This window comes from Domibacillus epiphyticus (assembly GCF_001975785.1).
In the GTDB taxonomy this organism is placed as follows: domain Bacteria; phylum Bacillota; class Bacilli; order Bacillales; family Domibacillaceae; genus Domibacillus; species Domibacillus epiphyticus.
Genome location: NZ_MSFI01000001.1, coordinates 113,021 through 135,379 on the forward strand (window position 1 = coordinate 113,021; position 22,359 = coordinate 135,379).

General features: G+C 43.1%; 25 protein-coding genes. All 25 read left to right on the forward strand.

Annotated elements, in window-relative coordinates; translation table 11 throughout:
* The first annotated feature begins 93 nt into the window (after window positions 1-93).
* The 25 genes from BTO28_RS00565 to fliF all read left to right on the forward strand — a co-directional run bounded on the left by BTO28_RS00565 (window position 94) and on the right by fliF (window position 22,357).
* Window positions 94-393 carry a putative DNA-binding protein gene (locus tag BTO28_RS00565; protein WP_198936728.1) on the forward strand — a complete coding sequence of 100 codons (300 nt, stop codon included), beginning with the start codon at window positions 94-96 and terminating at the stop codon, window positions 391-393.
* Between the two features lie 14 nt (window positions 394-407).
* Window positions 408-1,757, forward strand: coding sequence for a signal recognition particle protein (gene ffh / locus BTO28_RS00570; protein ID WP_076762950.1), 1,350 nt, complete (start codon window positions 408-410; stop codon window positions 1,755-1,757).
* A gap of 101 nt (window positions 1,758-1,858) precedes the next feature.
* Entirely contained in the window at window positions 1,859-2,131 is a 273-nt protein-coding gene (gene rpsP, locus BTO28_RS00575; RefSeq protein WP_076762952.1) for a 30S ribosomal protein S16, read from the forward strand.
* A gap of 78 nt (window positions 2,132-2,209) precedes the next feature.
* Window positions 2,210-2,599, forward strand: coding sequence for a YlqD family protein (locus BTO28_RS00580; protein WP_076762954.1), 390 nt, complete (start codon window positions 2,210-2,212; stop codon window positions 2,597-2,599).
* A 5-nt stretch (window positions 2,600-2,604) separates the two neighbouring features.
* On the forward strand, window positions 2,605-3,123 hold the full coding sequence (gene rimM / locus BTO28_RS00585; RefSeq protein ID WP_076762956.1) for a ribosome maturation factor RimM: 519 nt from the start codon (window positions 2,605-2,607) through the stop codon (window positions 3,121-3,123).
* A complete protein-coding gene (gene trmD / locus BTO28_RS00590; protein ID WP_076762958.1) occupies window positions 3,120-3,854 on the forward strand; it encodes a tRNA (guanosine(37)-N1)-methyltransferase TrmD in 735 nt (244 codons plus the stop codon). The genes rimM and trmD overlap by 4 nt, the downstream gene beginning before the upstream one ends.
* A gap of 129 nt (window positions 3,855-3,983) precedes the next feature.
* Window positions 3,984-4,331: a 50S ribosomal protein L19 gene (gene rplS, locus BTO28_RS00595; RefSeq protein WP_076763415.1), complete on the forward strand. Its 348-nt coding sequence runs from the start codon at window positions 3,984-3,986 to the stop codon at window positions 4,329-4,331.
* 95 nt (window positions 4,332-4,426) lie between these two features.
* Window positions 4,427-4,966, forward strand: coding sequence for a signal peptidase I (lepB, locus tag BTO28_RS00600; RefSeq protein ID WP_076762959.1), 540 nt, complete (start codon window positions 4,427-4,429; stop codon window positions 4,964-4,966).
* Between the two features lie 23 nt (window positions 4,967-4,989).
* Window positions 4,990-5,844, forward strand: a complete 855-nt coding sequence (gene ylqF, locus BTO28_RS00605) for a ribosome biogenesis GTPase YlqF (RefSeq protein WP_076762961.1) — start codon at window positions 4,990-4,992, stop codon at window positions 5,842-5,844.
* 70 nt (window positions 5,845-5,914) lie between these two features.
* Complete coding sequence (locus BTO28_RS00610) at window positions 5,915-6,685, forward strand: ribonuclease HII (RefSeq protein WP_076762963.1); 771 nt, start codon at window positions 5,915-5,917, stop codon at window positions 6,683-6,685.
* Between the two features lie 15 nt (window positions 6,686-6,700).
* Complete coding sequence (locus tag BTO28_RS00615) at window positions 6,701-8,389, forward strand: hypothetical protein (RefSeq protein WP_076762964.1); 1,689 nt, start codon at window positions 6,701-6,703, stop codon at window positions 8,387-8,389.
* Window positions 8,386-8,658 (forward strand): EscU/YscU/HrcU family type III secretion system export apparatus switch protein, encoded by a 273-nt coding sequence (locus tag BTO28_RS00620; RefSeq protein WP_076762966.1) that lies wholly within the window; start codon window positions 8,386-8,388, stop codon window positions 8,656-8,658. Before BTO28_RS00615 ends, BTO28_RS00620 begins: the two co-directional genes overlap by 4 nt.
* 155 nt (window positions 8,659-8,813) lie before the next feature.
* A complete protein-coding gene (gene sucC, locus BTO28_RS00625) occupies window positions 8,814-9,974 on the forward strand; it encodes an ADP-forming succinate--CoA ligase subunit beta (RefSeq protein WP_076762968.1) in 1,161 nt (386 codons plus the stop codon).
* Window positions 9,975-10,008: 34 nt separating this feature from the next.
* The gene (gene sucD / locus BTO28_RS00630) at window positions 10,009-10,911 is read left to right on the forward strand and encodes a succinate--CoA ligase subunit alpha (protein ID WP_076762970.1); all 903 of its coding nucleotides are present in this window, start codon (window positions 10,009-10,011) and stop codon (window positions 10,909-10,911) included.
* A 67-nt stretch (window positions 10,912-10,978) separates the two neighbouring features.
* Window positions 10,979-11,854: a DNA-processing protein DprA gene (dprA, locus tag BTO28_RS00635; RefSeq protein ID WP_233129792.1), complete on the forward strand. Its 876-nt coding sequence runs from the start codon at window positions 10,979-10,981 to the stop codon at window positions 11,852-11,854.
* A 213-nt stretch (window positions 11,855-12,067) separates the two neighbouring features.
* A complete protein-coding gene (gene topA, locus BTO28_RS00640) occupies window positions 12,068-14,146 on the forward strand; it encodes a type I DNA topoisomerase (protein ID WP_076762973.1) in 2,079 nt (692 codons plus the stop codon).
* Between the two features lie 144 nt (window positions 14,147-14,290).
* Complete coding sequence (gene trmFO, locus BTO28_RS00645) at window positions 14,291-15,595, forward strand: FADH(2)-oxidizing methylenetetrahydrofolate--tRNA-(uracil(54)-C(5))-methyltransferase TrmFO (RefSeq protein WP_076762975.1); 1,305 nt, start codon at window positions 14,291-14,293, stop codon at window positions 15,593-15,595.
* 61 nt (window positions 15,596-15,656) lie between these two features.
* Window positions 15,657-16,556: a tyrosine recombinase XerC gene (gene xerC, locus BTO28_RS00650; RefSeq protein ID WP_076762978.1), complete on the forward strand. Its 900-nt coding sequence runs from the start codon at window positions 15,657-15,659 to the stop codon at window positions 16,554-16,556.
* Between the two features lie 13 nt (window positions 16,557-16,569).
* Window positions 16,570-17,112: an ATP-dependent protease subunit HslV gene (gene hslV, locus BTO28_RS00655; protein ID WP_076762979.1), complete on the forward strand. Its 543-nt coding sequence runs from the start codon at window positions 16,570-16,572 to the stop codon at window positions 17,110-17,112.
* An 11-nt stretch (window positions 17,113-17,123) separates the two neighbouring features.
* Window positions 17,124-18,533 (forward strand): HslU--HslV peptidase ATPase subunit, encoded by a 1,410-nt coding sequence (gene hslU / locus BTO28_RS00660; protein ID WP_076762981.1) that lies wholly within the window; start codon window positions 17,124-17,126, stop codon window positions 18,531-18,533.
* Between the two features lie 19 nt (window positions 18,534-18,552).
* Entirely contained in the window at window positions 18,553-19,332 is a 780-nt protein-coding gene (gene codY, locus BTO28_RS00665; protein WP_076762983.1) for a GTP-sensing pleiotropic transcriptional regulator CodY, read from the forward strand.
* A gap of 261 nt (window positions 19,333-19,593) precedes the next feature.
* Window positions 19,594-19,980: a flagellar basal body rod protein FlgB gene (flgB, locus tag BTO28_RS00670; protein ID WP_076762985.1), complete on the forward strand. Its 387-nt coding sequence runs from the start codon at window positions 19,594-19,596 to the stop codon at window positions 19,978-19,980.
* Window positions 19,977-20,429, forward strand: coding sequence for a flagellar basal body rod protein FlgC (flgC, locus tag BTO28_RS00675; protein WP_076762986.1), 453 nt, complete (start codon window positions 19,977-19,979; stop codon window positions 20,427-20,429). The genes flgB and flgC overlap by 4 nt, the downstream gene beginning before the upstream one ends.
* 13 nt (window positions 20,430-20,442) lie before the next feature.
* The gene (fliE, locus tag BTO28_RS00680) at window positions 20,443-20,748 is read left to right on the forward strand and encodes a flagellar hook-basal body complex protein FliE (protein ID WP_076762989.1); all 306 of its coding nucleotides are present in this window, start codon (window positions 20,443-20,445) and stop codon (window positions 20,746-20,748) included.
* A 37-nt stretch (window positions 20,749-20,785) separates the two neighbouring features.
* The gene (gene fliF / locus BTO28_RS00685; protein WP_076762990.1) at window positions 20,786-22,357 is read left to right on the forward strand and encodes a flagellar basal-body MS-ring/collar protein FliF; all 1,572 of its coding nucleotides are present in this window, start codon (window positions 20,786-20,788) and stop codon (window positions 22,355-22,357) included.
* Window positions 22,358-22,359 lie beyond the last annotated feature (2 nt).

Below are 22,359 nucleotides of genomic sequence, written 5' to 3' on the forward strand. Positions count from 1 at the left end.
TCGTTCTTGACAGAAGAGGAAGAAGCAGGTACACTGATTGGGTGTAAAGGTTTTTCACTTAACAAAGGAGGGGCGGCCGTGCTTGAAAAAACGATGCGGATGAATTATCTGTATGATTTTTATCAGATGCTTCTGACAGAGAAACAGCGCAGCTATATGTCCCTATACTATTTGGACGATTACTCTCTCGGGGAAATTGCCGAAGAATATGAAGTGAGCCGTCAGGCGGTTTACGACAATATAAAACGTACAGAAGCAATGCTTGAAGAATATGAAGCGAAATTAATGCTGCTGAATAAATTCCAGAAGCGTCAGCAATTAATCGAGCAGTTAAAGGAATGCGCAGATTCGCACACTTTGCCGCTCGTTCTGGCGCTCGAGGAACTTGAATAGGGGGACTGCATACGATGGCGTTTGAAGGATTGGCCGAACGGCTGCAAGGAACGATGCAGAAAATCCGAGGCAAAGGAAAAGTATCAGAATCAGACGTAAAAGAAATGATGCGTGAAGTACGTCTTGCGCTGCTCGAGGCAGATGTTAACTTTAAAGTCGTCAAAGAATTTGTTAAAAAAGTAAGTGAGCGGTCTGTTGGCCAGGAAGTGATGAAAAGCTTAACACCAGGCCAGCAGGTTATTAAAGTCGTAAAAGAAGAATTGACGGAGCTGATGGGCGGCGAAGAAAGCCGGATTGGCACAGCAAAGCGTCCTCCGACAGTCATTATGATGGTCGGTTTGCAAGGTGCGGGTAAAACAACTACAACAGGCAAGCTTGCCAATCTGCTTCGAAAAAAACACAACCGGAAACCACTGCTTGTGGCAGCTGACGTTTATCGTCCGGCGGCAATTAAACAGCTTGAAACGCTTGGAAAGCAGCTCGATATGCCTGTCTTCTCTCTAGGTGACCAGGTTAGTCCTGTCGACATTGCGAAACAGGCGATTCAAAAAGCAAAAGACGAGCATCTTGATTACGTCATCATCGATACTGCCGGTCGTCTTCACATTGACGAAACGTTAATGGATGAATTGAAACAAATAAAGGATCTGTCTGCGCCGGAAGAAATTTTCCTTGTTGTTGATTCAATGACGGGTCAGGATGCCGTTAATGTAGCAGATAGCTTTAATGAACAGCTCGGCATTACCGGTGTGGTGCTTACAAAACTTGACGGTGATACACGCGGTGGTGCGGCACTGTCCATTCGTGCTGTCACGAGCAAGCCAATTAAATTTGTAGGGATGGGTGAAAAGCTTGATGCTCTTGAATCTTTCCACCCTGAACGGATGGCATCACGCATTCTCGGCATGGGCGATGTACTTACCCTTATTGAAAAAGCACAGACGAACGTCGATGAAGCAAAAGCGAAAGAGCTCGAACAAAAAATGCGTACGATGTCATTTACATTTGACGACTTTCTCGACCAGCTCGGACAAGTGCGCTCAATGGGACCACTGGATGAAATTTTAAAAATGCTGCCGGGAGCAAACAAAATGAAAGGCCTCGCTAATGTGCAGGTTGATGAAAAACAGATCGGGCGTGTTGAAGCCATCATTCGGTCAATGACGCCATCTGAAAAACAGCAGCCGGAAATCATTAACGCCGGCCGACGCAAGCGCATTGCCCGCGGCTCTGGCACATCGATTCAGGAAGTAAACCGTCTTTTGAAGCAATTCGAAGACATGAAAAAAATGATGAAGCAAATGTCAGCTATGCAGCAAAAAGGCAAGAAAAAAGGCGGTATGCCAAAATTTCCATTTATGTAATGGAAACAGTTTGATCCTGTAAAGAAAAAACACTTTACAACACATTAACAATTTGATATTATTCTATCTTGTGTGAAACTATTTCGGAGGTGCTTATTAGCATGGCAGTAAAAATTCGTTTAAAACGCATGGGTGCAAAAAAATCCCCATTCTATCGTATCGTAGTAGCAGACGCTCGTTCACCACGTGACGGCCGTTCAATCGAAACAATCGGCACGTACAACCCGGTATCACAACCGGCTGAAGTGAAAATTAACGAAGAGCTTGCTCTTAAATGGCTGCAAGATGGTGCAAAACCATCTGATACAGTTCGCAACTTGTTCTCAAACGAAGGCATCATGGAAAAATTCCATAATGCCAAACACAGCAAGTAATTCATCAACTGACAATTCCCCAAAAGAATATTCTTTTGGGGAATTGCTATTTATGTTCCAATAAAAGGAGCGGTGGATGTGCTAATTTTACAAACGGTATCAATCGTTCAAGTTGTCACTGAAACATTGAAAAAAGAGCGAATGAATATGTATGAAAATCAAAAAAGCCGGTTAGAAAGAGAAACAGCACAGCTTCTTTTTGAAAAGAAAAAAGCAGAGCGTGCCGGATCAAAACAGGCGGAAGCAGCCGTCCGGTTCCAGCAGGAGATTGATCAGCGCCATGAAAAAATATCCGTGATTGAATTTCAAATGAATCAGCTTGATCAGCTGCCGCTTGGAACGGAGTTAAAGGAACGAGACATTCAATCTGTTGTTGATGTGAAAGAGGGCGACCGTTTCAATGGAAGAGACGGGGGAACAATCGTTGTAAAAGATGGTGTTATTATTGAAATCCGCACGCAGAGGTGAACAGTATGAGTAAATGGTATAACGTCGGAAAAATTGTCAATACGCATGGGCTGCGCGGTGAAGTACGGGTACTTTCCCGCACAGATTTTCCGGAAGAACGGTATAAAAAAGGCAGCACTCTTTCTATTTTTAAGCCGGGTGATAAAGAAGGTATTCCGGTAACGATTGCCTCGCACCGAAAGCACAAAACATTTGACCTGCTGACATTTGAAAATTATCCGTCGATCCAGATGGTCGAACCGTTTAAAGGTTCTATTTTAAAAGTAAGTGAAGAGCATCTCGGTGCTCTTGATGAAGGCGAGTTTTATTTTCATGAAATTATTGGCTGTGAGGTAAGAACGGTCGAAGAAGAGATCATCGGCACGGTGAAAGAGGTACTTACACCAGGGGCAAATGATGTTTGGGTCGTCAGTCGCAGCGGTGGAAAAGAAGCTTACATTCCATACATCGATGACGTCGTGAAATCCGTCGATCCAGACGAAAAGGTCATTATTATTGAGCCAATGGAAGGTTTGCTTGAATGAAAATCGACGTACTGACATTGTTCCCGGAAATGTTTCATGGTGTATTTTCATCGTCCATTATGAAAAAAGCAGCCGATAAAGAAAAAGTGTCATTTCGCACCGTGAATTTCCGTGATTATGCCGAAGGTAAACACAAGGTCGTTGATGATTACCCGTACGGCGGGGGTGCTGGCATGGTATTAAAGCCACAGCCGCTCTTTGACGCTGTTGATGCACTTAAAGAAGAAGCGGCAGCCGCACCACGGATTATTTTAATGTGTCCGCAAGGCGAGCGGTTTACGCAAAGAAAAGCAGAGGAATTCGCACAGGAAGAACATCTTATTTTTCTTTGCGGTCATTATGAAGGGTATGATGAGCGCGTTCGCACACACCTTGTAACGGATGAAATTTCAATTGGCGATTATGTTCTAACGGGTGGCGAACTCGGCGCAATGGTTGTGGCAGACAGTGTAGTCCGTTTGCTCCCGGGTGTGCTTGGAAATGATGATTCTGCCGTACAGGATTCTTTCTCATCTGGAATGCTTGAACACCCCCATTATACCCGGCCTGCTGATTTCAGAGGCATGAAGGTACCGGATGTATTAACGTCTGGGAACCATCGCCACATTGAGGAATGGCGTCGAGAACAGTCGCTGAAACGTACGTGGGAACGCCGTCCAGACTTGTTTGAAACAATATCGTTAACAGAGAAAGAAACACAATTAATTGAGTCATGGAAAAAGAATAAATAAATTGATTTTATATTCAATTTATGATAAAATTTCGAAGTCAGTGTGCGGAATCGTATGCTGCATTACAACGGTGTTCCGCTGCCGCAAATTTGCGGGTATGAGCATTTGTTAGAAGGAGAGGAAAACACAATGAACAAATTGATTCAAGAATTAACTCAGGAGCAGCTTCGTACTGATCTTCCATCTTTCCGTCCGGGAGACACAGTTCGTGTACACGTGAAAGTTGTCGAAGGTACACGTGAGCGTATTCAGGTATTTGAAGGCGTTGTAATCAAGCGTCGCGGCGGCGGCGTTAGCGAAACATTCACAGTTCGTAAAATTTCTTACGGCGTGGGCGTTGAGCGTGCATTCCCGCTTCACACACCGAAAATCGCAAAAATTGAAGTAATGCGCCGCGGTAAAGTTCGTCGTGCGAAATTGTACTACTTGCGCAACCTGCGCGGTAAAGCAGCCCGCATTAAAGAAATCAGATACTAAGTTTTTAAAAGGAGTCTGCTTGCAGGCTCCTTTTTCTTTCAGATTTCGACGATTGCATGATATGATGAAAGTACTTTGATAAGGTGGTGTCACGTATGGCTGAAGGGAAAAATGAATTTTGGGAATGGACGAAAGCACTGCTAATCGCAGTCGGTCTGGCAGCTCTTATTCGATATTTTATTTTTGCGCCGATTGTCGTAGATGGTCTTTCGATGATGCCGACGCTGGAAAGCGGCGACCGCATGATTGTCAATAAAATGAGTGAACCGGACCGTTTCGATATCGTTGTATTTCATGCTCCTGAAAATAAAGATTACATAAAACGGGTGATCGGGCTCCCAGGTGATACAGTGGAATATAAAGATGATGTACTGTATGTAAATGGAAAAGTGCAGGATGAACCATATTTAGATGAGTACAAAAGCCAAGCAACAGATGGTCCGCTTACACCCGACTTCACACTTGCAGAAATAACCGGACAGGAAACGGTGCCGGAAGGTGAAATTTTTGTACTTGGTGATAACCGCCGCTTTAGTAAAGATGGCCGTCATATTGGGACAGTGAAGATCGATGAAATCGTCGGCGAGACGAAATTTGTTTATTGGCCTTTTGACCAGATCCGTGTTGTTGACTAACTGACAGAAAGGATGGCATGAGCTTGACGATTCAATGGTTTCCCGGCCATATGGCCAAAGCACGGCGGCAAGTAACAGAAAAGTTAAAGCTTGTTGATATTATTTTTGAACTTGTTGATGCGAGATTGCCATTATCATCACGCAATCCGATGATCGATGAAATCATCAATCATAAGCCGCGTCTTGTTATTTTAAACAAAGAAGATATGGCGGACCCTCATGCAACGAAAGAATGGATCCGTTATTTTAAAGAGCAGGGCGTTGAAGCTGTTTCTGTCAATTCACAGGCAGGAAATGGACTCGATAAAATTGTGAAAGCAGCGGAGAGCATTTTACAAGAAAAGTTTGACCGAATGAGGGCGCGCGGTATGAAACCACGTGCGATGCGCGCGATGATTGTTGGTATTCCGAATGTTGGGAAGTCCACACTCATTAACCGAATCGCGAAAAAAAATATTGCTAAGACAGGCAATATGCCAGGCGTGACAAAAGCACAGCAATGGATTAAAACAGCGAAACAATTGGAATTGCTTGATACACCAGGGATTTTATGGCCGAAGTTTGAGGACCCGGAAACAGGCTTTAAACTGGCACTAACAGGTGCGATCAAAGATTCTATTTTAAATTTGCAGGATGTAGCGATTTACGGGCTTCGTTACCTCGAGGAACGGTATCCAGCACGTCTGGAAGAACGGTATGGATTTTCGGCACTGCCGGATGATATGGCTCAGGTGTTTCATCAAATCGGTGAGCGCCGCGGCTGTCTTTCGTCAGGGGGCGAAGTGGATTACGATAAAGTAACCGACGTCATTATCCGAGATGTACGGAACAGCCAGTTTGGCCGTCTGACATTTGATATTCCACCTGAAAAAGCGTGAAGGACTGCCTTCACGTTTTTTTGTGGAAAAAAATCGAATCCTGCCGATAAAAATCACAGGGAGAATAGATATGGTGAAAGAAACAATTATATGTATAAAAGAACAGCTGTCCACTGTCACAAACATAGATGATCCAAGGTTTGCAGTATGGAAAGAGGATGAACGAAAAGGTGTGCAGACAGCTGTCATATCGTGCATTCGGCGGCTAGAAAAAGAAAAAAAAGAAAAAGAGCGCCTTTATCAAATGATGGAGTATGAACGAAATGTGCAGGCAAGCGGAGCTCGCTTCATTGCAGGGATTGATGAAGCTGGCAGAGGACCGCTTGCAGGACCTGTGGTAGCCGCGGCATGCATTTTGCCAGAGGGATTTTTACCATCCGGCTTGAATGATTCGAAAAAAATGAGTGAAAGCGCAAGAGATCATCTTTATGAGTTAATCATGAACCATTGCCAGACCGGTGTCGGTATCATTAGTGCAGAAGAAATTGATGAAATCAATATATATGAAGCGGCAAAAAAAGCAATGGTCGAAGCGGTCAAGGCTCTACCGGAACCCCCGGATCACCTTCTTGTCGACGCGATGGTTATTCCAGGTGAAGTTGATCAAACATCGATCATTAAAGGAGACGCAAAAAGTGCCTCGATTGCGGCAGCATCTATAGTAGCAAAAGTAACACGCGACCGGCTTATGAAAGAATATGCGCTGAAGTATCCAGGCTATGGATTTAATAAAAATATGGGGTATGGGACTAGTGAGCATTTACATGGACTCAAGAAGTATGGGATTACTCCTCAGCATCGTAAAACATTTGCGCCGGTGAAAGAAATGCTTAACACTTAGAGGAGGTGAAAGTGCATGGAAATCGGTCAATCACCCATTCAAAGAGGAATCTTAGCAGAACCCGGTCGGAATCCCGTGAATATGCTGAAAGAAGGGCAGATTTTTTCTGCCAAAGCGGTGAAGCTTTTGCCGGGACAGATGGCAGAACTTGCTGCTTTCGGTCAAAGGATTACCGCCCAGCTTGAAGTCCCTCTGCAAGCTGGTGAACGCTACTTTTTTCAAGTCACTTCACTTGAAGGGGAAATGCGGCTGAAAGTTGTGTCGGATAATGCCCTCATTCAGCGTACGGCTGATCAAGCGGCTGTTCTGCTTGAGAAATTACAGCTGCCAGTCACAAAAGAAAGTGCCGCGTTTACAGCGCTATCGGTTGAGTTAGGCCGCCCGATTTCAAAAGAGAGCATACAAACGGCAAGTGCATGGTTATCAAAATCCGGTTTGGAGAAAGGTCTAGAGACGCTTCGCTTTATGTTCAGCCGAAATTTACCGGTAACAGAAAACGTGTTTCAAGCGCTGTTATCGGCCCGATCAACTGAATCGTTAACCGGAAAGTTAGAATCACTTCACAATACACTTGTAAAGCTTGGACAGGCACCGGAAGCATTATCCGCGATAAGCAGGCTGCTTCCTGATCGCGGTACAGTACAATCGGTTAAAGCAGCTGTCACGGAGACGCCGGAACAAATCGTCTCATTGTTAAAAAACAATGCGTCATTATCTGAACCTATGCCAACTATACAAAGAGGAATGCCGCCTGTGCAGATGATGAAGGAAGCGCTTGTGCAGCTGGCTGCAAGACCAGTTAGTCCTGAAGCGATTGCATCTTTTAAAGAAGCTATAGCGCAATCTATTCCGGCCAATCATCCGGAGCGGACAGCGATCATGCAGCAAGCAGCCAAATTATCGGACCAGCTGATAAACCGTGCACAGGCTACCGACAGGCAGATCACTCACTTATTTCAACTTGCTTCATCCGCTGCAGCTACTGTACCGGAACAAGCCTCCGCTCGAATGGCCACTCTGCTGGGCACCGATGCACTGCCCCAAGAAGGACCGATGCAGCCTTTGGCTAACGGGAAAGAAGCAGCTGCGGCTTTAAAAGATGCTTTTCGTTTTCTTGGAATTGATCATGAAGCGGTCATTGCGACTAAACATCAGCCTGAAGCAGTGCAGCAAAATGTGAAGCAGGAGCTGTTAAAACTAATGTCGGAAACATTCCCGGTTCCTATTCGTGAAGCCGCTGAACAAATTGTCGGACGTATCAACGCACAGCACATTTTATCGGCAGAATCAGGACCTCTTCAGCAGCTTGTCATGCAAATGCCTGTTCAATTTGCGTCTTTTCACGGGGATGTCACGATAAAGTGGCAAGGAAGAAAGAAACAGGATGGTAAAATTGATGCCGATTTTTGTCGTGTATTGTTTTATGTAGAAATGCCGAAATTGAAAAATACGGTGATCGATATGCAGGTGCAAAATCGGATTATTCATGTAAATATAGTAGCAGACGCAGAACCGGATTCTTTAAAGCAGCTAAGCAATACAGCACTTGATAGTTTAAAAGATTCGCTCCAGGAGCAGGGGTACAAACTCTCGGGTGTTCAATTTAAACAGCCGTCCGATAAAGAAGAGTCACAGCGTTCCAAATCACCGCTTGCCCAAATAATGGATGATCGTGACTATCTGGGGGTGGACATTCGCATATGAAACCGGCAAATCGAAGACAGGCTGCTGCGCTTTCATACAATCCGGACTCAGAAGGGGCGCCGATTGTCAAAGCGAAAGGGAAAGGCTTAGTCGCAGAGCAAATTATTGAAACAGCAAGAGAAAACAATATTCCCGTGCAGGAAGATCCTGGTCTCGTTGAACTCCTTGGCCAGCTTGAAATAAATGAAGCGATTCCAGAGGATTTGTATCAGGCGGTAGCAGAAGTATTTGCGTTCGTATACCGTCTTGACAAAAACCTTGACAAATAAACAATGTAAGCGCATAGCAATATAAAACCGCTCCTGAAAAAAAGGAGTGTTTTTTTATGTTCAAAAACTGGACATAATTTCATTTTTTAACTACAATGAAGTCGCAGTCTGTTTTGTTTGTTTACTATGTTTTGAGATCGATAGGAGGCTGGAAGATGAATATTCATGAGTACCAGGGTAAAGAAGTTCTCAGAAGTTACGGCGTTGCTGTACCAAATGGGAAAGTTGCTTTTTCCGTTGAAGAAGCGGTTGAAGCAGCGAAGGAGCTTGGCACAGCGGTAAACGTTGTCAAAGCACAGATTCATGCAGGCGGCCGCGGAAAAGCGGGCGGAGTAAAAGTAGCAAAAAATCTGGATGAAGTGCGTACATATGCAGAAGAAATTCTTGGGAAAGTCCTTGTCACACATCAAACAGGTCCTGAAGGAAAAGAAGTAAAGCGCCTTCTTATTGAAGAAGGATGCGATATTAAGAAAGAGTACTATATTGGACTCGTTCTTGATCGTGCGACGTCTCAGATTGTCTTAATGGCATCAGAAGAAGGCGGAACTGAAATCGAGGAAGTGGCAGAAAAAACACCGGAGAAAATCTTTAAAGAGTACATTGATCCAGTTACCGGTCTTAGTGCGTATCAAGCCCGCCGTGTGGCATTTAATATCAACATCCCGAAAGAGCTTGTTGGCCAAGCAGTTAAATTTATGATGAGCCTATATACAGCGTTTGTGGAAAAAGACTGCTCTATTGCAGAAATCAATCCCCTCGTTGTGACTGGAGACGGAAAAGTCATGGCACTGGATGCAAAATTGAACTTTGATTCAAATGCATTATACCGCCATAAAGATATTTTAGAATACCGTGATCTTGAAGAAGAAGATGAAAAAGAAATCGAAGCGTCAAAATATGACTTAAGCTACATTGCACTCGACGGCAACATCGGCTGCATGGTAAATGGTGCTGGTCTGGCGATGGCAACGATGGACATTATTAAACATTATGGCGGCGATCCTGCTAACTTCCTTGATGTTGGCGGCGGTGCGACAGCTGAAAAAGTAACAGAGGCATTTAAAATTATCCTTTCTGATGAAAACGTTAAAGGGATTTTCGTCAACATTTTCGGTGGAATTATGAAATGTGACGTCATCGCAACTGGCGTTGTCGAAGCAGCGAAACAGGTCAGCTTGTCTGTACCGCTCGTTGTCCGTTTAGAAGGCACGAATGTCGATGCTGGTAAAGAAATTTTAAACCAGTCAGGTCTTGACATTGTTTCTGCCGATTCAATGGCTGATGGCGCGCAAAAAATCGTTAGTCTCGTAAAATAATAATGATGTTGACAATAGAAAGGCAGGTACAGGCATGAGTGTATTTATTAATAAAGATACGAAAGTAATTGTTCAAGGAATTACGGGCTCGACTGCTCTTTTCCATACAAAACAAATGCTTGAATATGGCACAAAAATCGTCGGCGGCGTAACGCCTGGTAAAGGCGGCACAGAAGTTGAAGGCGTGCCGGTATTTAACACGCTATCTGAAGCAGTAAAAGAAACTGGTGCTAACGCTTCTGTTATTTATGTGCCAGCACCATTCGCAGCGGACGCGATTTTGGAAGCGGTTGATGCAGAACTGGATCTTGCTATTTGCATCACAGAACATATCCCTGTTCTTGACATGGTGAAAGTAAAACGCTATATGCAGGGCAAGAAAACACGCCTTGTTGGACCGAACTGCCCAGGTGTTATTACACCAGATGAGTGCAAAATCGGTATTATGCCTGGCTATATTCATACGAAAGGCCATGTCGGCGTTGTTTCACGTTCAGGCACATTGACTTACGAAGCGGTTCATCAGTTGACAAAAGCTGGAATTGGTCAATCAACAGCAGTTGGTATCGGTGGAGATCCGGTTAACGGCACGGATTTTATTGACGTTTTAAAGGCGTTTAATGAAGATCCGGAAACAAAAGCGGTTATCATGATTGGCGAAATCGGCGGTACAGCAGAAGAAGAAGCAGCTGAGTGGGTGAAAGCGAATATGACAAAGCCGGTTGTCGGCTTTATCGGTGGACGTACAGCACCTCCGGGAAAACGCATGGGTCATGCCGGTGCCATCATTTCCGGTGGAAAAGGAACAGCTGATGAGAAAATCCGCGTGATGAATGAATGCGGAATTCCGGTAGCTGAAACACCGTCTGTTATGGGTGAAACGTTAATTAACGTTCTTAAAGAACAAGGACTTTTAGAAGAGTGTAAAACACACTAATTGCCGAAAATGGACGCCTGTCTTTATACAGGCGTCCCATTTTGCTATGAAAAAAAGGGGGTATAACGTGGATTCTGCGACAAAATATTTATTGCTATTTCACTATTGCTGTGAAGCCGGATGGAAGGATCTTTTTCATTTATTTAAACATGATCCGGATTTTTCACAGCTGCCTAATTTAACTGCTTCTCAGCTTTCCCACATTACCGGCCGGTCGGAACAACATTCCGCCTCAATTCTTTACAAACTTCATTCCCTCTCCGCCGAACATATTCTTGCGACTCTTAGTGAGGAAAATATTCACTTTATCCCCTTTTATGATCAACGGTATCCAGATGTGTTAAAAACATTGCCGCAGCCTCCGTGGGCGTTATTTTCAAAAGGGAATACCGGGTTGCTAAGCAGTCAAAAAATAGCGGTAGTCGGTTCACGCAACGGCGATCAATATGGAAAGGAGTCGCTCAAACAGCTTATCCCGCCGTTAGTTAAACGAAATTTCACAATCGTCAGCGGCCTGGCAAAAGGGATTGATGCGTTTGCACACGAGCAGACAATCGAGTCTAAAGGAAATACAATTGCAGTCATCGCCGGTGGGTTTAATCATTTTTATCCCCGTGAAAACATCGGCCTTGCACGTCAAATTGTGAACGAAGGACTTGTGTTATCTGAGTATGCGCCTCATATAAAGCCTGCAAAGTGGCATTTCCCGGCAAGAAACAGGATCATTAGCGGGCTGTCAAAAGCTGTCCTTGTTGTACAGGCTGCGAAAAAAAGCGGATCGCTCATTACCGCTTCATTTGCATTAGAACAGGGGATCGATGTGTTCGCGGTACCTGGGCCGATTACTCACACGCTGTCAGAAGGGGTTCATGAACTAATTGCTGATGGTGCGAAAATTGTGCATTCGGCGGAAGATATTTTGGTTGAATTAAATGGAATTTAAAAAAATCACGCACTGTTTCTATAAAAATAGTTGCAATTCCTGCCATTATCATATAAATTTTGCAACAGAACGATTTTTACAATACATGTCCTGTTTTGTAACAGAGAGAGCCTGAAAATGAATGAAGGATAAAAGAATCGTTTGACAAACAGAGGCAGTACACATAATAATTATGTCTAATTATTCATTTCACCTCTCAGGGGAGGTTTTTCTATGTCGGATTATTTAGTTATAGTGGAATCCCCGGCGAAAGCGAAGACAATTGAACGCTATCTCGGGAAGAAATACAAAGTACGGGCATCGATGGGGCACGTTCGCGATTTACCGAAAAGCCAAATGGGTGTCGATACAGAAAACGGGTACGATCCAAAATACATTACCATTCGCGGGAAAGGCCCTGTATTAAAAGAATTAAAAACGGCCGCTAAAAAGGCGAAAAAGATTTATCTCGCAGCTGACCCGGATCGTGAAGGAGAAGCGATTGCCTGGCATCTTGCGCATTCATTAAATATTGATACGTCCTCTGACTGCCGTGTTGTGTTTAATGAAATTACAAAAGATGCAATTAAAGAGTCTTTTAAGTACCCTCGCCCGATCAATATGGACCTTGTAGATGCGCAGCAGGCACGGCGCATTTTAGACAGGCTTGTTGGCTATAATATCAGCCCGCTGCTCTGGAAAAAAGTAAAAAAAGGGTTAAGTGCGGGCCGCGTACAATCAGTCGCCCTTCGTCTTATTATTGATCGGGAAAATGAAATTAAAGCATTCGTTCCAGAAGAATACTGGACAATCGATGCTGAGTTTAGTAAAGGGAAAGAGACATTCCAGGCATCATTTTATGGAATGAACGGCAAAAAAACGAAACTATCATCCGAACAAGACGTAAAGCAGGTATTGTCGGCGATTAAAGGTAATACCTTTCATATCGCTTCTGTAACAAAAAAAGAACGCCGCCGAAACCCAGCTGCTCCTTTTACTACGTCTTCCCTTCAGCAGGAAGCTGCACGGAAATTAAATTTCCGGGCGAAAAAAACAATGATGATTGCCCAGCAATTATATGAAGGAATTGATCTTGGCAAAGAAGGAACAGTTGGTTTAATAACCTACATGAGAACAGATTCAACGCGTGTGTCAGAAGTCGCCCAAGCTGAGAGCTATGACTACATATTATCTCAGTATGGAAAAGAATACGCGAGAGAGAAGGGGCAGAAAAAAGAAACGAAAAGAGCAAATGCTCAAGATGCTCATGAAGCGATCAGACCAACGAGTACCCTGCGTGAGCCCTCCGCTTTAAAAGAGTTTTTATCACGCGATCAACTCCGCCTTTACAAGTTGATATGGGAACGTTTTGTAGCAAGCCAAATGGCGGCAGCAGTAATGGATACAGTAAGCGCTGATATCGTCAATGGCGATGTGATGTTTCGTGCAACCGGTTCGAAAGTGAAATTTCAGGGGTTTATGAAAGTATACGTTGAAGGGTCAGATGACGCGAAAGAAGAAAAAGAAAACTTCTTGCCAAATATTGAAGAAGGTGACGGTGTAACATCAGGCGAAATCGATCCGAAACAGCATTTCACTCAGCCGCCGCCGCGCTACACCGAAGCTCGCCTCGTCAAAACACTGGAAGAACTCGGCATCGGCCGTCCGTCTACTTATGCACCGACACTTGATACGATCCAAAAGCGCGGATATGTCGCACTCGACAATAAGCGGTTCGTTCCAACAGAGCTGGGCAGTATTGTTCATGAGCTGATGGTGGAATTTTTTGCGGATATTATCGACGTTGAATTTACAGTGAAAATGGAGCGCGATCTTGATAACGTGGAAGAAGGCGTGAAAGAATGGGTCGCAGTCATTGATGAATTTTACAAGGGCTTTGAGGGGCATCTTGAAAAAGCAGAAAAAGAAATGGAACAAATCGAGATAAAAGATGAGCCGGCCGGTGAAGACTGTGAGAACTGTGGTCACCCGATGGTTTTCAAAATGGGTCGCTACGGAAAATTCATGGCGTGCTCAAACTTTCCTGACTGCCGTAATACGAAGGCCATCGTGAAAGAAATCGGCGTGAAATGTCCAAAGTGTTCAGAAGGTAATATAATAGAAAGAAAAAGTAAAAAACGCCGTATTTTTTATGGATGTGACCGGTTTCCGGAATGTGATTTCCTATCATGGGATAAACCGATAGAGCGTCCTTGTCCAAAGTGCAGCAAAATGCTCGTAGAGAAAAAATTGAAAAAAGGCGTGCAGATTCAATGTACGCAATGTGATTATAAAGAACAGCCCCAGTCATAAAATAAAAGAACTGTCTGAATCAATTGTGTTCAGACAGTTCTTTTATTTTTCAAAAAACATTTTTCTTTTTTTCTGAATACAGGTAGTGTAAAATGCTTAAAGGATACATAGGTACGTACCTTTATTCGCAGGAGGAAACAAACAATGGTTCAAACAATTAATGTTATCGGCGCCGGTCTTGCCGGAAGTGAAGCGGCTTTTCAAATTGCCGAGCGCGGAATTCATGTTCATCTATACGAAATGCGTCCGGTAAAACAAACCCCAGCTCATCATACCGGCCAATTTGCAGAGCTTGTCTGCAGTAATTCACTTCGGGCAAACGGTTTAACGAATGCTGTTGGTGTATTAAAAGAAGAAATGCGCCGTCTTAACTCTGTCATTATCAGTTCGGCGGATGCATGTGCTGTACCGGCGGGGGGAGCGCTTGCAGTAGACCGTCATGAATTTGCGGGGCATGTTACAGAACGGGTTAAAAATCATCCGAATGTAACAGTCATTAATGAAGAAGTAACGGAGATTCCAGACGGGATTACCGTGATTGCTACAGGTCCGCTCACAACAAAAGGCTTAGCTGGAAAAATTCAGGAACTTACTGGCGAGGACTATTTGTATTTTTATGATGCGGCTGCTCCGATCATTGAAAAAGACAGTATTAATATGGACATCGTCTACTTGAAATCAAGATACGATAAAGGCGAAGCTGCTTATTTAAATTGTCCAATGAATGAAGAAGAATTTGACCGTTTTTACGAAGCGCTCATCAGTGCGGAAACAGTCCCGTTAAAAGAGTTTGAAAAAGAAATTTTCTTTGAAGGCTGTATGCCGATCGAAGTAATGGCGAATCGCGGAAAAAAAACAATGCTCTTTGGACCGATGAAGCCGGTTGGTCTTGAAGATCCACGTACAGGAAAGCGTCCATATGCTGTTGTTCAACTTCGTCAAGATAATGCAGCGGGAACCCTTTATAACATTGTTGGTTTTCAGACACATTTAAAATGGGGTCCGCAAAAGGAAGTTTTACAGTTGATTCCGGGACTTGAAAATGCAGAAATTGTCCGTTATGGTGTCATGCACCGCAATACCTTCATTAATTCGCCCAAAGCATTGCTTTCCACCTATCAATTGAAAGACCGTCCAAATATATTTTTTGCGGGTCAAATGACAGGTGTAGAAGGTTATGTTGAGTCGGCGGCAAGCGGTTTAATGGCTGGAATTAATGCAGCGCGTCTTGCGAACGGACAGGAACCGGTTACGGCGCCACAAGAAACAGCGATTGGTGGCATGGCTCATTATATTACGCATGCAGCCGCGGATAATTTCCAGCCGATGAATGCAAATTTTGGGTTATTTCCGCAGCTTCCGGTAAAAATAAAGAATAAGAAAGAGCGCTATGAAGCGCTTGCTGAACGAGCTTTAGAAACAATTCAAACTTTTTCGAAAAGTTTGTAAACTTTCTTGCAAGGGCTGCTATCTTGTGTTATCATTTAGTAGCCCTTTCTGAGGTGGGAAAATGTCGAAACTTTTCAATAATTATACACATTCTTTTTTTGCTTATTTGCAAATAGAAAAAAACAGCTCTGTCCACACGATGAAAAATTATCGTGATGACCTAGAGCAATTTTTTGTGTTTATGAACGAACAGCATATCGAAAAACTGTCTGATGTAACCCATCAGGATGCCAGGCTTTATTTAACGACACTTCATGAAAAGAAAATGGCTCGAGCGTCTGTTTCACGGAAAATTTCGTCTTTGCGGGGGTTTTACCGATTTTTAATGAGGGAAGACATTGTGAATGAAAATCCTTTTTTAATTGTCCACCGTCCAAAAGGAACAAAAAAACTCCCTTCTTTTTTTTATGAAGAAGAAATGGAAGAACTGTTCGAAACGGTTCAGGAAACGGATCCGCTTTCCATACGAAATAAAGCGCTCCTTGAGCTCATGTACGGGACGGGTATCCGCGTGAGTGAATGTACGGGTCTTACACTGGAGGATGTGGATTTTCATCTCGGTGTTATTCTCGTTCGGGGTAAAGGTGGAAAAGAACGGTATGTTCCGTTCGGCAGTTTTGCAGCAGAAGCCGTACAATCATATGTAGAGTTGAGCCGATTAAACTTAATGAAAAACAGCAATCATAAAGTCCTGTTTGTTAATTACCGCGGTGAACCTTTGACCGTAAGAGGAATTCGCCACATTTTAACCGGGCTGATTGAAAAAGCATCATTATCCGGAAAGATTCACCCCCACATGCTGCGTCATACATTTGCGACACATTTATTAAATAATGGAGCGGATATGAGGACAGTACAGGAACTGCTTGGACATGCCAGCCTGACTTCAACGCAGATGTATACGCACGTAACGAAAGAACATTTGCAAAAAACGTATATGAATCATCATCCGCGGGCATAAAGGAGAGAAATCAATGGAACAATTTCACGCCACAACGATTTTTGCTGTAAAACACAACGGTTCGTCCGCTATGTCTGGAGACGGACAGGTGACATTTGGGAATGCAGTCGTCATGAAGCATACAGCGAAAAAAGTGAGACGGCTCTTTAATGGAAAAGTCATCGCCGGTTTTGCTGGTTCAGTAGCTGACGCGTTTACATTGTTTGAACTCTTTGAGAAGAGACTGCAGGAATACAGCGGTAATTTACAGCGGGCAGCAGTTGAACTTGCAAAAGAATGGCGCTCGGATAAAATGCTTCGGCGTTTAGAGGCGATGCTCATTGTGATGGACAAAGATCATTTACTGCTTATTTCTGGTACAGGGGAAGTGATTGAACCGGATGACGGTATTTTGGCGATCGGTTCTGGAGGGAATTATGCATTGTCAGCAGGACGTGCCTTAAAGCAGTATGCATCTCATTTATCCGCATTCGAAATTGCTGAAGCATCACTGAAGACAGCGGCAGATATATGCGTTTATACGAATCATAATATTATTGTAGAGGAACTGCAGTGAGGAGTGGGAAAATGAAAAGCAACGCATTGGAATTGACGCCTCGTCAAATTGTTGAGCGTCTTGATCAATATATAGTCGGGCAAAAAGAAGCAAAAAAGGCCGTGGCTGTAGCACTGCGCAACCGCTACCGCCGCAGCATGCTTGAAAGCTCCCTGCGCGATGAAGTCATACCGAAAAATATGCTTATGATCGGTCCTACTGGTGTTGGAAAAACGGAAATTGCGAGGCGTATCGCTAAGCTTGCAGGTGCTCCTTTTATTAAAGTGGAAGCCACAAAATTTACGGAAGTCGGCTATGTAGGCCGTGACGTAGAGTCAATGGTGCGAGACCTTGCTGAAACGGCAGTGCGTTTAGTAAAAGAAGAAAAGATAAATGCCGTGCGTGAACCAGCAAAAGAAGCTGCAAACCGCCGTCTTGTTGAATTGCTTGTTCCGTCACGCAAAAAAACATCGACGGTTAAAAACCCGTTTGAAATGCTGTTTGGCGGGAACGGAAATCAGCAGGTGGAACAAGATGAAACACCGGAAGATATGTCGATACATGAAAAGCGGCGAGTCGCTGCCAAAAAACTCGCAGCCGGTGAACTTGAAAATGAAGTAATCACGATAGAAGTGGAAGAACAGACTCCGTCCATGTTTGATTTTTTTCAAGGGTCCGGAATGGAACAAATGGGCATGAACATGCAGGATGCGCTCGGCGTTTTAATGCCAAAAAAGAAAAAGAAAAAAAAGCTTTCGGTAAAAGATGCCCGCACGGTGCTTGAACAAGAAGAAGCGCAAAAGCTTATCGACATGGATGAAGTGACACAAGAAGCGGTAAGACGTGCAGAGCAGACTGGAATCATTTTTATCGATGAAGTGGACAAAATTGCAGTAAAAGGCGGTGCCCAGTCTGGTGCAAATGTATCCCGTGAAGGAGTACAGCGGGATATTTTGCCGATTGTAGAGGGATCAACAATCGTCACAAAATATGGGGCGGTGAAAACAGATTATATTTTATTTATAGCAGCAGGCGCTTTTCACATGTCAAAGCCATCCGATTTAATTCCAGAACTTCAAGGCCGTTTCCCGATTCGTGTTGAGCTTGAAAAACTGTCCACTGACGACTTTGTACGCATTTTAATTGAACCCGATAATGCGCTGATTAAACAATATAAAGCATTGCTTGAAACAGAAGGAATCCATGTGGTATTCACGGATGAAGCAGTACAGCGTATTGCGGAAATTGCGTTTCATGTGAATGGAGAAACGGACAATATCGGTGCGCGGCGTCTTCATACCATTATGGAAAAATTGCTTGAAGATTTGTCATTCGAAGCACCAGATATTACACTAGAACAAGTGACCATTACACCGCAATATGTAGATGATAAATTATCAGCTATTTCACAAAACAAAGACTTGAGTGAATTTATTCTTTAATTTGATGGAGGAACAACAGATGAATCTTTTAGATAAAACTAGAAAAATAAACAAAATGCTGCAAAACGCGGCAGGGAAAACAGTAAATTTTAAAGAAATGGCAGAATCGCTGTCAGAAGTAATTGAAGCAAATATATTTGTAGTCAGCCGGCGAGGCAAGCTTCTTGGATTCGGAGTCAATCAGCAAATCGAGAATGATCGAATGAAGCAGATGCTTGCCGAACGACAATTTCCGGAACAATATACAAAAAATTTATTTAACTTGAATGAAACGTCATCAAACCTTGATGTAAATAGTGAGTACACGGCATTTCCTGAAGAAAATAAAGAACTATTCCAAAATGGGTTAACAACCATCGTTCCAATCGTTGGTGCTGGTGAGCGCCTAGGCACGCTGGTTCTCGCTCGTCTCGAAGAACAATTTCACGATGATGATCTTATTCTAGCCGAATATGGTGCAACTGTCGTCGGAATGGAAATTTTGCGTGAAAAAGCCGAAGAAATGCAGGAAGAAGCACGAAGCAAAGCTGTAGTTCAAATGGCAATCAGTTCACTTTCATACAGCGAACTTGAAGCAATCGAACATATTTTTGAAGAACTTGACGGAAAAGAAGGCCTTCTTGTCGCATCAAAAATTGCTGACCGCGTTGGAATTACGCGTTCCGTGATTGTAAATGCCCTTCGCAAACTAGAAAGTGCTGGTGTAATTGAATCTCGTTCTTTAGGGATGAAAGGAACTTATATTAAAGTATTAAATGACAAATTTTTAATGGAATTGGAAAAATTGAAATCAAATTAAAAACAACCATTATTTACCGGTGGAATAATACATTCCGCCGGTTTTTTCTGATTTTCTCGGATAACTTTTGTGAAATGATAGAGGGATATGTATAATGAAAATATAAAAATAAGTATATTTATGACAGATTAGTGAAGGATTTGTAGGTTTTTGAAAAATTAATGTTAATTTTGTAAAGATTCGTGTCGTAAAATGACTTTTATGTTATATTTCTTTAAGTATGTATTTAAACTATGAAATTTATAGATGGAGTGATGAATATTGAAACTCTTTTCAGACTCAATTACATCTCTAGAGCGTGGATTAGATTATGCAGCATTGAAGCAAAAAACAATTGCCGATAATATTGCAAATGTTGACACGCCAAACTACAAGTCTCGGGAAGTAAGCTTCAAACGTATCTTATCAAATGCGGGGGAGACATTGGCAGCCAACCGAACCGATCAGCGTCATTTTGAGTTTTCCGCTTCCTCGGATGGCACGATTATCGCGAAACGAAATCTTACTTATAATGAAAGTGGAAATAATGTTGATATTGATCAAGAAATGTCGGATCTTGCGAAAAATCAAATTTATTACAATGCTTTAACAGATCGGCTAAGCTCCAAGTTTTCATCACTAACAAATGTCATTAAGGGAGGCAGATAAATATGTTTAATGGAATGAATATTACCGCTTCCGCCTTAACTGCACAGCGTCTTCGAATGGATGTAGTTTCATCGAATATGGCAAATGTGGATTCAACGCGTGCAAAACGGGTAAATGGAGAATGGCAGCCGTACCAGAGAAAATCAGTTGTGCTTCAGCCGAAAGAAGGATCATTTGCTTCGTTTCTAAACCTTGCGGCAAACAGGCAGGTAGAAGGTGATGGTGTAAAAGTAACACGAATTGTTGAAGATACCGAAACACCGAATAAACTTATTTACGACCCTGAGCACCCGGATGCGAATGAAGATGGATATGTAAATATGCCCAATGTCGATCCACTTCGTGAAATGGTTGATTTAATGAGTGCGACTCGTTCTTATGAAGCCAATATTACCGTTTTTAATGCTTCAAAAGCGATGATGACGAAAGCACTAGAAATTGGAAAATAAGGAGAGAAAATAAATGGCTATTGAAGCATTAAACGCCGTCTCCTCAAATGTTATCCAAACAGGAGATGTGAAAAAAGTCTCAACCCCATATGAAGCTCAGCAAAAGTTTGCGGATTTTTTAAAGGATTCGCTGAATAATGTCATGAAAAATGAAGAACATTCAAATTCCCTGCAGGCTAAAATGATTAGAGGCGAAGACGTCGACATTCATCAAGTCATGGCTGCTGCGCAAAAATCAGGGATTACGATGCAGTTAACGATAGAAATGAGAAATAAAGCTGTCGAAGCATATCAAGAAATTATGCGAATGCAAATTTAAACCATTCATATGGCAATGAGGCAACCGGGGGATAGGGATGAACGAAAATATAAAACAGCAACTAGCTAAAATAAAAGAATACTGGAACAGCCGTTCAAAGAAACAAAAAATTATTGGTGTCGGAGCATTTGCTTTCTTCGTCATCGCATTGTCGCTGATTGTCTTTTTTGCGACAAGAACAACGATGGCGCCTTTATACAGTGAGCTGTCGCCTTCTGAAATTGGTGCTGTCAAAGAAAACCTGGATGGCCGGGGAATCGCCTATGAAATTACTGAAGGAGGCACAGGCATCCTTGTTCCTGAAGAAGCGGTTGATACGTTAAAAGTGGATCTTGCCGCGGAAGGTCTGCCCCAGTCTGGCACGATTGACTACAGCTTTTTTAGTCAAAATGCCGGTTTCGGAATGACGGATAATGAATTTAATGTATTGAAGCTCGACGCCATGCAAACAGAGCTCGGTCAGCTGATTCAAGGCATTGACGGTGTGAAAAATGCGAATGTCATGATCAATTTGCCGCAGGAACAAATTTTTGTGACAGAAGAAGCGGAAAAAGCTTCTGCTTCGGTTGTGTTAGAAACAGAACCAGGTTACCAATTCGATGAAAAGCAGGTGAAATCACTTTATCACCTTGTCTCAAAAAGTGTTCCAAACCTCCCAGTGGAAAATATAGCGATCATGAATCAGAACTTCGAGTATTTCGATTTAAATAATGGTGGAGGTTCTTTTGGCGGTGATAGCTATGCGCAGCAAATGAATGTAAAAAAACAAATTGAACGTGACATTCAACGCAGAGTGCAAAGTATGCTTGGTACCTTGATGGGACAAGACAAAGTAGTTGTATCCGTTACAGCAGATATCGACTTTACAAAGGAAAACCGGGAAGAGAACCTGGTAGAACCTGTCGATGAAGAGAACATGGAAGGCATTCAAATCAGCGCCCAGCGTATTACTGAAACCTTTACAGGTGATGCTGCAGGCGCAGGAGGCATTCCGCAGGCTGAAGATCCAGGTGATACAGCGACTTATATGGAAGGCGCAACCGGCACAGGCGACTATGAACGAAATGAAGAAACCATTAATAATGAAGTGAATCGTATACGCCGCGAAATTACAGAAAGCCCGTATAAAATTCGTGACCTCGGTATTCAAGTAATGGTCGAGCCGCCAACAGCAGATGACCCAGAATCATTGCCGCAGGAAAATATTGATGATATTCAGCAAATGCTTGGTACGATTGTCCGGACGTCTGTGGATGAAAGCTATAATGCGGACTTGACTGATCAAGTGCTAGAAGAAAAGATTTCAGTTTCAGTTCAGCCGTTTAACGGAAAAGTGACCTTTGAAGAAGAAGCAAGTCCTGGTATCCCGTGGTGGGTATACGTAATCGGTGGAGTTCTTCTTGTGATCATCGGGGTTCTCGTCTTTATAATGGTTAGAAGACGTCGTGAGGAAGAGGAAGAAGAGGAAGAAGAGTTGGAAGAAATTGCAGTGGGTAATATTTTGACAGAAACAGAAGGCAGTGAACGACGCAAACAGCTCGAAAAAATGGCTCAAGAAAAGCCGGAAGAATTCGCGAAACTGCTACGTACATGGCTGTCTGAGGAATAGGA